Source organism: Curvibacter gracilis ATCC BAA-807, from assembly GCF_000518645.1.
GTDB lineage: Bacteria > Pseudomonadota > Gammaproteobacteria > Burkholderiales > Burkholderiaceae_C > Curvibacter > Curvibacter gracilis.
In genome coordinates, this window is record NZ_KI912467.1 from 318,716 (window position 1) to 333,531 (window position 14,816).

9 protein-coding genes are annotated in these 14,816 nt (G+C 57.9%); 4 read left to right on the forward strand and 5 right to left on the reverse strand.

Annotation, left to right across the window (positions count from 1 at the left end):
• Positions 1 to 20: 20 nt before the first annotated feature.
• From L880_RS0130125 to L880_RS35345, 4 genes are all read left to right on the forward strand, one after another.
• Complete coding sequence (locus L880_RS0130125; RefSeq protein ID WP_051443686.1) at positions 21 to 2,288, forward strand: dynamin family protein; 2,268 nt, start codon at positions 21 to 23, stop codon at positions 2,286 to 2,288.
• A complete protein-coding gene (locus L880_RS0130130; RefSeq protein ID WP_027478763.1) occupies positions 2,278 to 4,302 on the forward strand; it encodes a dynamin family protein in 2,025 nt (674 codons plus the stop codon). The genes L880_RS0130125 and L880_RS0130130 overlap by 11 nt, the downstream gene beginning before the upstream one ends.
• Complete coding sequence (locus tag L880_RS33985; RefSeq protein ID WP_084461760.1) at positions 4,299 to 5,642, forward strand: GTPase domain-containing protein; 1,344 nt, start codon at positions 4,299 to 4,301, stop codon at positions 5,640 to 5,642. Before L880_RS0130130 ends, L880_RS33985 begins: the two co-directional genes overlap by 4 nt.
• Before the next feature lie 313 nt (positions 5,643 to 5,955).
• Complete coding sequence (locus L880_RS35345) at positions 5,956 to 7,083, forward strand: GTPase (protein ID WP_084461761.1); 1,128 nt, start codon at positions 5,956 to 5,958, stop codon at positions 7,081 to 7,083.
• 417 nt (positions 7,084 to 7,500) lie between these two features.
• Here the strand turns inward: L880_RS35345 and L880_RS35350 are convergent, their stop codons facing one another.
• The 5 genes from L880_RS35350 to L880_RS0130160 form a co-directional block, all read right to left on the reverse strand.
• Positions 7,501 to 8,874: a restriction endonuclease subunit S gene (locus L880_RS35350; RefSeq protein WP_084461763.1), complete on the reverse strand. Its 1,374-nt coding sequence runs from the start codon at positions 8,872 to 8,874 to the stop codon at positions 7,501 to 7,503.
• Positions 8,871 to 10,325 carry a class I SAM-dependent DNA methyltransferase gene (locus L880_RS0130145; RefSeq protein WP_027478765.1) on the reverse strand — a complete coding sequence of 485 codons (1,455 nt, stop codon included), beginning with the start codon at positions 10,323 to 10,325 and terminating at the stop codon, positions 8,871 to 8,873. The genes L880_RS35350 and L880_RS0130145 overlap by 4 nt, the downstream gene beginning before the upstream one ends.
• Positions 10,326 to 10,414: 89 nt before the next feature.
• Positions 10,415 to 13,900: a type I restriction-modification system endonuclease gene (gene hsdR, locus L880_RS0130150; protein WP_027478766.1), complete on the reverse strand. Its 3,486-nt coding sequence runs from the start codon at positions 13,898 to 13,900 to the stop codon at positions 10,415 to 10,417.
• A gap of 98 nt (positions 13,901 to 13,998) precedes the next feature.
• Complete coding sequence (locus L880_RS35995) at positions 13,999 to 14,136, reverse strand: hypothetical protein (protein ID WP_157463119.1); 138 nt, start codon at positions 14,134 to 14,136, stop codon at positions 13,999 to 14,001.
• A 374-nt stretch (positions 14,137 to 14,510) separates the two neighbouring features.
• The gene (locus L880_RS0130160) at positions 14,511 to 14,783 is read right to left on the reverse strand and encodes a hypothetical protein (protein ID WP_043331033.1); all 273 of its coding nucleotides are present in this window, start codon (positions 14,781 to 14,783) and stop codon (positions 14,511 to 14,513) included.
• Positions 14,784 to 14,816 lie beyond the last annotated feature (33 nt).

Consider the following 14,816-nt stretch of genomic DNA (forward strand, 5'->3'; position numbering starts at 1 on the left):
ACCACTCTAAGAAGCAGACGATGACCCAAAACAACAAGCTGAACACGCAAGCCAAGCAATTGGCAGAGCGCTTGTCGAAATTCGATGAGGTACTGGACCGCTACCCCGATCAAACCCAGGGTCTGCGCGGCAGGATCCAGGAGAGCCAATGGCTAGATGCCGAAGCTCTCCAGACCACCATTGCCGAAAAAGCCCGCGAAGGACGGCAATTGCGCGTGGGCATCATTGGCCGAGTCAAGGCAGGTAAATCTTCCTTGTTGAATGCCCTGCTCTTTGATGGGGCAGACGTTCTCCCCAAAGCGGCCACACCAATGACAGCATCGCTCACGGTGCTGGCATACGGTGACGTGGCGCGGGCAGAGGTCGAGCCTTTCGAACCCGAAGATTTGGCAGAAATTGCCCAACGCGCAGCGGAATATGACCGCGAACTGAGGTCCCGCATCGAGGCTCGAATGGCGCAGCAGACTGCGCGCCCAGCCTCCTTCGGAGGGCGCCCTGCCCCCGCCCTGGACCCGGATCGCATTGAGCAAGCTGTTCGCCGGGAACTCGATCAGGATCCGCAACTTGGTGGCGCCAAGGACATGCATGAGCGCATTCTGAAGGCCGGAGGCATGCCTGCCGATTGGGCACAAGGTGAGGCCATACAGCTCAAGGCGAAATCCATCGCTGCACTGCGCGAAGAACTGGCCGACTACGTGGGAGCCAACGGGCGCTTCACCCCTTTCACCAATTGCCTTCGGCTGTACCTGCCACTGCCAGGTTTGAAAGACCTGGAAATTGTGGACACCCCTGGCGTCAACGACCCCATCCCCTCACGCGAGGCTCGCACCTACCGCGAATTGCACCGCTGCGATGCCGTGTTGGTTGTCAGCCCGGCGGGGCAGTTTTTGAATGCGCAGGATCTGGAACTCATGGATCGCCTGGGCACGAAAGAAGGCGTTCGGGAAGTATTTTTGGTCGCAAGCCAAGTGGACAGTCAGCTTTTTGGAAGCGTGCAGCGCCAGAGTCAAGGTCAATTGCTGACAGCACTGTCCGAAGTTCAAGGCATTCTGACCAAGCAGGCCCAGCAGACCCTGGCGGTCCAGCGCAACGCCAACCCCGGTGTGGCGACTTTGCTCTCCGGCTTGCAAAACCGCCTGGTCGTGACCTCCAGTGTGGCCCACACGCTGTCAACCCAGTCGGAAGCCCAATGGGATGCTAACGCTCGGCACATTCAGCAAATGCTGACCAAGGCTTACCCAGCGGTCTTTTCCACCCCCGCCATCGCTGAGGAGTGCCTGTCATCCCTGGCGGGCATGACCAAGACGCAAGGGTTCCTGGAACAGGTCAGGAGCAACAAGGAAGCCATTCAGGCCACGTCGGCCCTGAACTTTGTGCACGACCGAGGGGGTCAGCTCTCCGAGAGTCTGGCGCAGGCATTGGAATTGTTGGCCCAGGAACGTGCTGGCGTAGAAACGGCCACCAGTGAAGGGCTGGAGAGCCGCCTGCAAGCTCTGCAGAAGGCAAAATCCCAGGGCACCAAAGTCGTCAACTTGGCTGTTCAAAACGCTGTAGAGGACAGCTCAGAGGCTCTGGTGCTTGCGTTGGAAGCGGCAACCAAACAAGCCTTTTCACAAGTGGAGCGCACCGCTGAAAACGCACGCGGCACAGACGTTGAGACATACAAAGTTGACTCCGAGGGCTGGCTGGCAGGATTTGCCCGGTTCATTAACGTAGGCGGACAAGAAACCCGCTCCCGAACCGTGCAAACGGTCAAGGCCAGCGCCATTCGGGACGCGCTCGAAGAACTCCATTTGAACCTGGAGACCGCACAGGCTACCGCCGTGGCTGAGCAGCGAAGCCGTCTGCGCAAGACCCTGACGGGAGCTGTGCTGGGCCGCCTGCGAGAAGCGCAGGTGCTGGCAGACCGTGATATTGACCACGTTGCCCTGGAGCAGGCTTGCCTGAGCGCCGTTGGGGAATTGCGCAGCTTTGACGACCCCAAGTTGCCGCCATTACCAGATGACTTGACACGCAGTGGCCCCCTGAAAGGATCGGCCGCAGAGAGCTTTATGCAAGCTGCCACGAAATACCTTCACCAACTCAAGAAAGCCGCCCTCCAATCTGGCCGAGGCCTTGCCAAGGTTTATATCGACAGAGCCGCAGGAGTGGATGTGGGGGCAATTCTGTTCAGTCAGTATGAAGAAGACCTGCAACTGCTTAAGAAACAGATCAAGGAAAAGACCCAAACACTGAAGCAATACGACGCCCTCATCGCTGACCTCAAGCAGCTGCGACATGGCGCCTGATACTTTAGAGCAGCAACTGCTGCCTGCATTGACGCAGCTGGGTCGGTTCTGGAGCCTGAACCGAAAGAAATGGGTCAACGACGCGCGACAGCAGATCAGCGCTGCTGATGCGCTGACAGCGCGAATTCTCAAGCACCAAGCGGTGCTGAAGGGAGACCTTGAACACCAAAAGGTCACGCTAAAGCAATTACAAGACACCCACAGCCAGCAAGCCGAGCGCCTGCGGGAGTGCACCGACGCCAATACCACCCTGACCGTTGCGCACAACGCTTTGCTGCTTGATGCCAGTGCCCTGCGCGATGCGCTGAGCGAAAGTCAGCAAACCCTGACTGGTTTAGAGCTAGCCCTAGCCGAATTGAAAGGGCAACGGCAAGCGCTGACTCAGGAGAATGAACAGCAAGGTAGTGCGTTGGCGCAGGCGCAAGCCAGCCACCAGTCTCTTCAAATGGCTTACTCCGCTTTGGAACAACGCGCGACACAAAGCCAGCGCGACTTACTCGTCGCTTCTGAGGAATGCAGGACACTGCAGGCCACATTGGAAAGCCTGCGAGAAGTGCATCAGCAAGTACAGCGCGATCTTGCCCAGCACCAAAAATGGCTGCAACAGGAACAAGCAGCCAACCAGGTATTGGCGCACGAGAAAGCGGTGCTGCAGAAGAAGGAGGCCTTGGTACGCGAGATCCTCAGTGCGCCGCCCCGCGTGCACCCGCCCCACAGACACGACCCTGAATGGGACAAAGATCAGTTTGAGGAGCCCACGGGGGGCCCATCGTTCTCCGATTGGTTGAAAGTGTTTTTTGTGCCGGCACTGGGTGAATTGCATTTGCCGGCCGAGCCGTTAGCCTTTGTACTGGACCGAGTGCAGGAGCTTGAAGCAACCGTTGCAATGCTAGAAAGCACCCCTCTATTGAGAGACAAGTTCGTCGTGGCCGTGGCAGGGGGTTTCAGCAGTGGCAAATCGTCTTTCATTTCCAGCCTGATAGAGGGTCAGACCATCGAACTGCCCAACGGGATGGAGCCCGTCACCTCCATCCCGACCTATGTGATGTCAGGAGGCACTGACGCCATACGGGGCCATACCTTTCGAGGCGGCGAAATCTCGATGTCAGTCGACATTTACAAGGGCTTGTCTCACGATTTTGCCCAATCACTGGGCTTCAACCTGCGCGACATCCTGCCCTACGTGACGATCGAAACCACACTGCGTCATGTCGAGCATCTGGCATTCGTCGATCTGCCCGGGTACGACGCTGCGGACTCAGAAGGCATCCACACAGCAGGTGACGAACTCACGGCAACAGACTTCATGCAGAGTGCGGATGCCATCGTCTGGGTGGTCGGCCTGGACAGCAATGGCACGTTGCCCGAAACGGATTTGGCCCACTTGGACAAGTTGTCTCAGCGCGATCTACCGATTCATGTGGTGTTGAACAAGGCCGATTTACGCGAGCCCAGCCAGGTGACTGAAGTACTGGATCAAATCCGCGATTTGTTGGAGGCCGAACGGATTCAGTTTGTCGGCCTCAGCGCTTACAGCTCCGTACTGGGCGAAGAGCTTCAATTTTTGCAGAAAAGCCTGCTGGAGAGTTTTGGCCTTTGGGATCAACCCGGCCAACCAATGACCCGCGTGCTCCGGCAATTTGGCGAGTTGATGGATCAGGTTGAAGGCGCGTCGTCCCAACGGACTGCAACGCTGGACGCAGTCAAATCCTTGCGCCTGGACTTCATGGAATTGCTCAGCCATCTCCCGAACGGGGTACTAGAGGAGAGCGATCTCGATTCCCAGCGGCGCGAATATATCGAACATGTATACAGCGCAGACGAAATTGACGATCTGATAGGAGCACAAGCTGAAAACGGCACCCGCCTGCCAAGCCTGCGAAGAAATGTGAACAAGCGAATGATGCAACTACAAAAGGGCTTATTGGCGAACGTCGACCCGGGAGCAGCAAAAGATTTGCTGCTCAGGATGCGCCAAGAAGGAATGAACTACCTAGAGCGGGCCCTGGCATGAACCAAACAAGCAATGGCATGACGGGCTGGGAGCAAACCGCCCCCACAACAGATCTCGAGTCCAACGACGAAATGACTGAGGAATTGGCGGATCGTGCGGCATTCGTCGTTCAAATCCTCTCCGCAAAGCCGGCACGGAATACCTGTGAGCGAGCCTTCCGCGACCTGCTGGAGCATGACGTACACGCCTTGCTCAGTGGTGTCGAGGTACCGAGTGCCATCACCGCCGAAGTCCTGTTCAGGCTGCAGGGCGTGGCGGACAAGCTGGAACTGCTGGGCAGTTCCCCTGCCCTGCAATGCAAAACCGTGGTGGCCGTGGGTGGCGGATTCAGCAGTGGCAAGTCGTCGTTCATCACCAGCTTCATCGAAGACACCCAGGTGAGCTTGCCGGTAGGCATCGAGCCGGTTACCTCCATACCGACCTATGTGATGCCAGGCACAGGCAACACCATACGCGGCTACACCTACAAAGGCGGCGTGATCGACATTGCCCCAGATTTCTACAACAGGCTCTCTCATACGTTTGTGCACGACCTCGGCTTCAACCTGCGCGAGATCCTGCCGTTTGTGGCCATCGAAACCCCTCTGAAGGGCTTGGAGCACCTGACTTTCATCGACCTGCCAGGCTATGACGCGGCTCAGTCAGAGGGAGCACATACCGACGGCGACCAACAGCAAGCACAGGTGTTCATCTCACAGGCCCAGGCGCTGATATGGCTGGTGGGCATCGACAGCAATGGCGAGATGCCAAAGCCCGACCTTGACTTTCTTCTGAAACAGCAAAACGAGGAGCGCCCCCTTTATGTCGTGCTGAACAAGGCAGACCTGCGCCCCGAAGAATCGGTGGTTGAGGTGCTGGAGCAATTGCGCCACACCCTGGAAGATTCGGGCGTTAACTTTGAGGGCCTGTGCGCTTACAGCTCCATGCTGGGCAGCCAAGTCAAATACCGCCGCAAGACGCTCAAGTCATTTCTGCGAGAACTGGATCAACCCGTGGACGTACAGGCCACGTTGCTGAAAGAACTCAACGCCACGTTCCGAAAGCTTTACAACGCCATGAGCCGCAACGCGCAATCGTCGACTGAAATCGCGGATGTGGTGAATTCATTGGAATTGGACCTCCATGAGTTGGGCCTGTTTCGCAAACGAAACTCGGTACCCATCCCTTACACCCGGGGTCGCAAGCGTGTCAGAACACCCGCTGAGGTGGCCATTGATGCCCAAGAGCGTCTCGCCTACCTGCGCGAACACCTGCAAAGCCTGGAAGCCAGCGATGACGTGGCGCGTGCCAAAAAAGTCGCGGACGAGATGCGTTTGGCGATCAAGGCATATGGGGGCTGATTTGATAATCGCGATTCGACAATCTTTCGGGTGTACTCCGCATTGCGGAGGCTTGAGTATCCACTTTGACCAGGAAAATTTCGACAACAAAGTTTACCGTTTTGGCAGCGTTAAAAGACTGCACATGCAACTGAGCTTCAAAACCAGCAATTGCATTCACAAACCCACACAAAATTGAACACCCAAAACAACAGCCTTTAAAAGTATAAATTCATCGAATCACACCTCCATGCAGGACATTAATTCCCGCGCAATACCTTATTATTTCAAATTCCCAACCAATCCAAAAAATTAGCAACCCAACTGAATCAACATGACTACTACAACAGACAAAGAATTCGAAAAAAACTTCGAAAAAGCATACCAAGAAAAAATGCCAAACTTCGAACAAAGCATTAATATCGCAATAGTTGGCAAGGTGAGCTCTGGTAAAAGCTCTCTTCTCAACGCAATCCTGGATTGTCAACGAGAAGCACCGACCGCAGCAGTGGGAGCCAACTCAGGCGTAACAACCAAAGTTACAGCATACAAGCTTGATAAGAACGTCTTAATCATTGACTGCCCCGGCCTAGACGACGTCAGAGAAGAAAATAGCAATGAAACCGTAAAATTCCTTTCTTCCATAGATCTCGGAATTTTTGTTGTAACAGGATCCGCAGACATTACTCAACAAAAGAACTTCGAGGATCTAAAAAAGAGCTCCCGAAATGTTCTTGTCATACTTAACAAAATTGACGAGTGGGATGACTTGGAAAGTTCAGAACTCGACAACGTAAAAAAACAATGGCAAGAAACCCTGGGGGTCAGAACTATTTATGGGGCGTGCACCAAAGGCTACGACCCAAAAATGAAGAAGACTGCCGCAATGGATTTGAGGGGGATAAAAGAGATACAAGATGATATTTTCAAATTCCTCAACTCAGAAGGCAAAGCAATTCTCTTAGCAAGGCACTTAAAAAGCAAAGAGAATTTTGCAATTGGAATCATCGGCACAGCCCTTATTGCCGTTGCTGGTGAGGCCTTCATTCCAGGCAGCGCAGCATACATAACGGCGACGCAGGTGATCGCCATCACATCATTGAATTACCTATACAAAGGTGAAGTACTTAGCAAATCTTCAGCCCTCGGCCTACTCCCAACTTTCGGCGGTCAATCGTTAGGAACAACTGCCTTTCTTTGGGCAAAATCATTTCTCCCTCCAACGCTGGTCTTGGATGTGGCAGCAGCAGGGATTGCAGTCACAATCACATTCGCAATGCTCGGCACTGTCAAATGGATGTTTGAAAATGAGCACTCCCTTGAAGAAAAAGAATTACTCAAAACCGCATTCAACAATTTCAGCAAAATAGGTGAAGAACTTAAAAACATGTCTCCCGCTGACTTCAAGAACAAAGACAAGTTGCTTGCATTATTGGGTCGACTTTTAAGCAAGGCAGCATAAAATTTGCAATATTGATCAGCACATGCATTTATTAATCAATTAATGAAGGCCGCCACGATCGAAATAATCGTGGCGCGCCACAAGCCAAGTGCAAACCCAGCCCTAAGCACTTCTACTTCATCCAAATATATTTAATCACCATGCCGGTCCGCCCTCCCCCAAGCACCTACCAATGCCGATCATGTGGTTGGCAGCGGACCTTTTTCCCAAGAAGCGATTGCATGATGGCGGGGTTCGACTATGTGAAGGCCTGTCCGCGTTGCAAATCCGAGGATCTTGAGATCAAAGACAACTTGGCAACCCGGTTGACAGCACTCATTTGGAAATTGATGCGGCACTGAAAATAAAAGCCAGGTTGCCATCGCGAGACGGCTACCTGGCCAACGGAGCATGGATTGAGATCTGCGACGGGGAGGGTTATACCGCCGTAACCTGCGTCGTCGTTTCCCCTTGCCTCTTCTTTGCGACCTTACCCGCAGGCCGCGCCTCAGCCAAGCGTTTGAGCAGTTCCGCCGCCGGCTCGTCATCCGGATCTTGCGGCACCAACTCGCCCCTGAAGGCTTTGGCGAGCAGAGAGGGCGTCAAGCGGGTGGCAGATGTCTGGGCGGCTTGAAGGCGGGCTTCGAGGCGATCGGCAAAAGCGAATAGAGTTTCAACTCGGCGAATGATTTCAGCCTGTTCATCTTTCGGCGGTAACTTCAATGGAAGCGCTCGTAAATCTTCTATATTTATCCCCGTGTATGCCACGCCTTTGGCAACTCCCGTCAACCAACGTTGGCAAGCCTCGCCAGCAATCCAAAACGCGATAAATTCAGAGATCGCCCATTTTTCGTCAATGGGAACCACTGCGACCTCGCGCGAAACATTCCAGCCAATCATGGCTGGACTTACAACTGCCACGCCACCTAGGGTCCCGCGAACATTCACGAGAACCTCACCCCCACGAAGCACGGTGCGCCCATAATCCTCAGAAATCCTGGGATCAATTAACTTAATCCCATCGACTTCGAATCGTAGCCAACGAACATTGCTTGTGCGAAGACATGGAACACCACCTAGCGTTTCCTCACCTAATTTGACAACGCCATAAGTAATCACTCTATCTTTAACGCAGATGGCTTGAAGCGTTGTCTCAATTGCTTGAACAGAGCAATGTGTCTTACGCCAATCCTCAGTCAATCGCCCCGAAGTCGCCGCAGCCAACACGGACTGCCGAAAACGTTTGAGCAAGGGGGTGATACGGGCCAGACGGACATTCACTGAATCGACGCGGGCCAGTACGAGGTCAAGTTTTTCGACGATGCGCTTTTGTTCTGCCTTTGGTGGTAATGAAATTTTTTCAGAGATGAATACATCTTTGGGGACGCGCTTCAACCCAACAGAGCCAGTCATAGAAACAGTTGCATGACGCCGAAACGCCTCCGAACTGAACCATGCCAACAGGTATTTCGCTTCTATAAGCTCAGAGGGTCTGAATACACAAAATTCACTGCTACCAGCACCTATTCCATTGGGTAAATTCGTGACAACTCCAGCCTTGCCATTTTCAAAACATGGAGTCACTTTAGCCACAAGCACATCACCATTTTGAAAATGAGTATAAGTGCTTCGCACCTCGCCCCACGGGCGAATCTCGAACTTCAGAGCCTCTCGAAATCTGGTCCCCAACGCAGCCATCGGAACGAAGCCGCATGAAATTTCTGGATCAGAATTCGTTTTTGGATTGAATTGGCACAAATCAGCTACAGATGCGTGAACCCATCCAAGAGGAAGTTGGCGTACCAAGTTCATGCCGCCTCACTCAGTTCAGCCAATATCCCCTCCAACTCCTCCAACGCCCCATTGAGTTCCGCCATGATCTCCTGCGCCAGCACCGCCGGCTCCGGCAGGTCCGCGGCGTCCTCGGCGTTCTCATCCTTGAGCCAGGCAATGTCTAGGCTGTCGCCCTTTTCGTCGCGAATCCACTCACGGGTGAAGCAGCGCCAGCGGCCTTGTTCGCCCTGGTCGGTGCGGGGGCTCTGGCCGTTGGGGTCTTCGCCGTAGGCTTTTTTGAAGTCGTCGAAATGGGCGTGGGTCAGGGGGCTGCGCTTGCCAAACTTGGGGGCGTTGGCGCGCATGTCGTACACCCACACTTGGCAGGTGCTGCCGGTGGCGGCCTGGCTGGCTTTCTGGAAGAACAGCACATTGGTCTTCACGCCCTGGGCGTAAAAGATGCCGGTGGGCAGGCGCAGCACGGTGTGCAGGTGGCACTTGTCCATCAGGTCGCGGCGGATGTCGGCGCCCACGCCGGCTTCAAACAGCACGTTGTCGGGCAGCACCACGGCGGCGCGGCCGCCGTCTTTCAGGTGGCGCACGATGTGCTGCAAAAAGGCCAGTTGCTTGTTGCCGGTGGCAAAGGTCAGGTCGTCGCGGGTGGGGCCGCCGCCGCCGCGTGCCGTGCCAAAGGGCGGGTTGCTCAAGATGATGTCGCTCTTGGGCAGTTGGCTGCCGGCGCTGCCCAGGGTGTTTCCCAGGTGCACCACGCCTTCGTTGTCGCCTTCCATGCCGTGCAGCAGGCAGTTCATCAAGGCCAGGCGGCGCGTGCCGCTGACCAGCTCCATGCCCAGAAAGGCCTTGTTGCGCTGAAACTGCCGGGCCTTGTCGTCCAGGTCAAACAGGTCGTCGGTCTGGTGTTTGATGTAGCGGTCGGCCGCGATCAGAAAGCCGCCGGTGCCGGCGGCGGGGTCTTGGATGGTCTCGCCGGCGCGGGGGTCCATCACGTCGATGATGGCGTCGATCAGTGGGCGGGGGGTGAAGTACTGGCCGGCACCACTCTTGGTTTCGTTGGCGTTTTTCTCCAGCAGGCCTTCGTAGAGGTCCCCCAGGCCGTCTTGCTCGGCGCTGAACCAGTCGATACCGTCCAGGCTTTTGATGAGCTGCTCCAGGTGGCGCGGCTCTTTGAGGCGGGTCTGGGCGTCGGCGTAGATGGCAGCAATCAGCGGGTCGGGGCTTTGCGACAGTTGCAGCAGCGTGGCCTTGTAGTGGTTGAGCAGGTTCAGGCCGCTCTTGCCGGTCAGCTCAGGCCAGCGGGCGTAGTCGGGCAGTTTGTGGGCCTGCAAGATGCCACTTTGGGTGTTCTCGTGCTCCATCTTGATGAACAGCAGCAGCACCAGCTCGGTCACGTAGTCACTGTAGTTGATGCCGTCGTCACGCAAGACGTCGCAAAGGTTCCAGAGTTTCTGGACGATATCGGAGGTGCTCATCGCTGGGGGTTGCTCAGGGGGCGGGGGTCAGAGGAAAGTAGAAAACGGCTTGGCACAAAGGCTGTTCTGGCATCTGGCAAGGCCGCCGGTCAGGCGGCATTCAACCACAGGGTTTCGGCCAGCGAGGCCATCACGGGGGCCAGTTGGCCACCCAAGACCTTGTCCAGGCCCTTGGCGCCGCCGGTGACGGTGAAGCTTTGGTTGATGAAGGTGTCGTCCAGCACCAGCTCGTGCGTGAGCTGCTTGGCCAGGCGGTCCAGCCATTTGAGCTGCACGGGGGTCCAGGCGTGCTGCTGGCGGATTTTGGACATGGCCTGCTGCACGCGCTGCTCAAACGGCAGCAAGGCCTCGCCAAGGGCAGCGCGACGGATGTGGGCGATGATGCCGGCGGCAATGTCCTGGTTGCTTTGGCTGCGCCAGGCCGATTGCAGGCTGGCCTCGTTGAAGCCGGCGCAGTCCAGCAGCAGGCGCACTTCTTTGAGCTGGGCGCGGGTCAGGTCTTTGGGGCGCTGCACCACCACCGCCAGCGCGGCCGACTGGTTGATCTGCTCGCGTACAAAGCGGCCAAAGCTGTCCAGGTAGTCGTCGGGTTTGGCGTGGTAGCCCCAGCTTTGCTCGCGCGCCAGCAAGGCGTCGCTGTGGCTTGATAGCACGGGCATGTAGCGGGTGCCCCGCAGTTGCTGTACCTCGGCCAGCTGGGCCAGCAGACGGGTGTTGTGCTGCAAAAAGTCGGCGGCGGCCTGGGGGCCCTGCGCTTGCGCCAGCTGGTGCAGGTGCCGGTGCAGCTCTTGCGGGGGCACGCCCCATTGCTGCTCCAGCTCGGCCAGGCGCTGCTGCAAGGCCGGGCGCTTGTCGGCCTGGTGGTGCGCATCGCGCAGCACGCGCATCAGCTTCTGGTTCAGCTGGCCGAGCACATCGTGCGCGTGGGTGTGGCCGGCCACGCTGCCGGGCTCGGTATACGACTGGGGGTTGTTCAGCTCGTCCAGCAACTGCTCGACGGTGATGTGGGGGTCTTTGACCAGGGGCTGCATGGTGTTCACCGCCTGCAGAGAGGCGTACAGGTCCACCGGGTCGTAAATGCGGAATACGGTCTTGCCGATCTCGTCGCACCGGCGGGTAGCGCGGCCGATCATCTGCTCGTACAAGATGCGCGACCGAACGCGGCGCATGAACACCAGGTTGCAGATCGGGGGCACGTCGATGCCCGTAGTCAACAGATCGACCGTGATGGCGATGCTGGGCAAACGCTCGTTTTTGTAGCGACGTATCAACTGGTCGACCTTGTCCGAGGCACCGGTGATCTTCTCGACGGCGGCCTGGTTGTAGTCGTCGCCATACACGGCCTTGAAAGCCTCGTTGAGCAGGCGCTTGACCATGTCGGCGTGCGCATCGGTGGCGCAGAAGACCATGGTTTTTTCTTCGCCCAGGGGGTCAATCTCTTTGGCCAGTGCTTCGCAGATCACGCGGTTGAAGTCTTCGTTGATCACCCGGCGGTTGAAGCTCTCCAGCTCAAAATTGAGTTCGTCTTCGAGGGCCGAGGTTTCAATCTCGCCGGTGGCCAGGTTCAAGGCCTCCACTTCGGCACCTTTGTCGAAGTGAATGCCGTGCTGGCTCAGCACGGTCTGGTAGCGGATGGGGGGCTCGTGGTCGATCAGCCAGTCATCGGCCACGGCCTCGCGGTACGAGTAGGTGAAGACGGGCTTGCCAAAAATCTCGGTGGTGTGGCGGGCCGGGGTGGCGGTAAGGCCGATCTTGACGGCATCAAAATAGTCCAGCACCCGGCGGTAGGTAGACAAGTACTGGGCCGGGTCACGCAGGGCCAGTTCGCCCTCGGTCATGTCCTGATCCAGCGCGTAGCCACGGTGGGCTTCGTCCACGATGATGCAATCGTAAGCATCGAGCGGGGGCGGGTTGTCGCTGCCAAAGATGCGCTTCACCATAGCCTGTACGGTGGCCACCTGCACCCGAGTTTCGGCCTCGGCGGCCATGTCGCCCAGGTCGGCGATGTTGTAGATACTGGACAGAGGCTGGTTCTGCTCCAGCGGGGCCTCGTTGAAGGCATCCATGGCCTGGTCGCCCAGGGCCGTGCGGTCCACCAGAAACAGAATGCGGCGAAAGCGCTCGGCCTTCAAAAAGCGGTACATCAGGCCGATGATGGTGCGGGTCTTGCCGGTGCCGGTGGCCATGGCCAGCAGGCAGTTGCGCTGGCCGGCGGCCAGTGCGGCCTCTACGCTGACGATGGCCTGTTGCTGGTAGTCGCGCACCCGCAGGTAGTCAAAGCCCTCTCGCTGCAGCCGGGCTTCGGCTTCGGCCTGGTTGCGCTTGAGCATGTCCAGCAGGCCTTGCGGCGAATGAAACCCTTGCAAGGGCTTGGCAAGGTTGGCGGGGTGGCGCGCATCGCGGTGCCAGGTGCCGCTGGCCTCAGGGCTTTGCTTGACCAGGGGGCGCCCGTTGCAGGAATACACAAAAGGCAGCTCAAAGTGCCCGCCCTTGCCGTCGGGCCAGGGCCCGCTGCGGCCCTCCACCTGCCAGGCGGGCTCGTGCCCGGCGTCGGGCTTGAAGCCGGCGGCATAGCGCTCGGCCTGGGCAATTTTGCCGGCCACGTTCACGTTCAGGCGCTTGGCCTCGACCGCGGCCACCGGGGTCAAGCCGGCAAACAGCAGGTAGTCAGCGCTTTGCTTGCCCTGGGTGGGCCATTCGGCAATAGCCAGGTTCTTGTGGCGCTCGGGGCGGGCGCCTTTGGCGTGGGTCAGGGCCAGGGTGTCGGCCTGCCAGCCCGCCTCAACCAGCATCTGGTCGATGATGAGCCGGGTGGCGGCCTCGTCCATCTGCACCTTTTGCGCGGCCTTGGCGGCGCGCTCGGCAAACTGGGCGTGGTCTTTGGCGCTGGTGGTATCGGGGGTGGCGTTGGCCTGCTTGAGTTGCTTGTCAAACTCGGCTTTCAGGCTGGCGTAGCGGGTGCTGGCCTCTTCGGCCAGGCTCTCGTACACGCTGCGCTCTTCTTGGGCACGCTGGGCCATGTCGCGCTCTTGGGCCGCCTGCGCCTCCAGAAGGCGGGCCACTTCGGCCTGAGTGGCCTGCGCACTCTGGGCCTGTTGCAGATCGGTCTGCAGGGCCGTGATCTGTTGCTGCAGCGTGGCCAGCTTCTGGCTGGGGTCGTCGGGGTAGATGAAGGGGCCGGGCTTGAAGTCGGGGTTGTCACCAAAACTGCGGTGAAACCACAGGGCCACCTCGCGCGCCACCTTCAGGGCCTCCAGCCCTTCTTTGTAGCCAATGTGGTGGTCGATCTGGTGGGCCGCATCGTTGCCCCGCGTGCGCAGCAGCTGAAACATCTGGCGCACCTGGGGGTCAAGCCGCAGACGCTGGTCCACCGCCCGCAGCAACTCGGCCTGCGTGGCCTGCACCAGCCTCAGGCCGATGCGCGAAGCCACCTCTTGCGTCAGCGCCTCGGCCAACAGCCGCAGCTTGAGCACGCAACTGGCAGGGTCAAAGGGGTAGACCGTCTCGGCCGTGCGGCCCAGATCGGCCAGAAGCCGTGAATGGGTGGCCAGAAAACCGAAATTGCTGCTACTCATCCATCCCTCGCCTAGGCTGGTGCTTTTGAATCTTCTGCGGATGATTCTACCGGCGGGTCAGGCCAGGCTCAGACAGACGGTAAAGCGCCCTGCCCTGCTCAAAGCCCATTGGCTTTCTCGCGCCGCACCCGCCATTCGGCATAGGCGTGGCTGCCCGCCAGCACCAGAGCACCCGCAGCGAATGCGATGGCGTAGGCGGCAAGTGATTCAAGGGGGGAACGTTGCTCGGTGAACATGATGATCTCCTGGAAAGGGTTGAAAGGCGCAGCACCGCTCGGGCGGGGCTGCCTGTGCAGGCAAGGCCTGAACACCCAGGCATGGTGAGGGGATGTGCGACAGATGGTGTCGCAGCGGTGCGCGAAGCCTGCTTTTACTCCAGGGCCCGAGCGGCCCAATGAAATGATCAACTCGCGCAGAAAAGGGCCTTGCCTCACCTTTCAGCAACTGGACGGGCTGTGGGCCAGAAACAGACATCCCTGCCGAATCGACTCGATGGCCCGCGCTGCAAGATCCAGCTTGCCGGTGACGCTTGCCAACTCTCGTTCGAGCAAAGGGTCGAACAACCTTTCCAGGTCATCAACGGCTTCGGGCTTCAATCTCGCCCGGCAACTCAGGACGGCCTAGCCTTTCGGGCCTCCGCCAGTTTGGCCTCCAGCCTGGCGATGACGGAGGAAGGGGCGATGCCATCGCCCGCCGCGGCAGTCCGGTCGATGGCAGCGATACCGCGACGGAGGAACTCGGACTGAGGTTCGCAGCGTGTGATTTCCTGCCGAACAGCCGTTTCGGCGATGCACGCCAAGCTGTCGCCTTCATCAAGGGCTTGTTCGATTTCCTCACGAGATGCGGGATCGATGCAGGCAGGCGGGGTCGCGACGATTTTCATGAAATGAACATAGCCCAGATGGGATCCATCAAC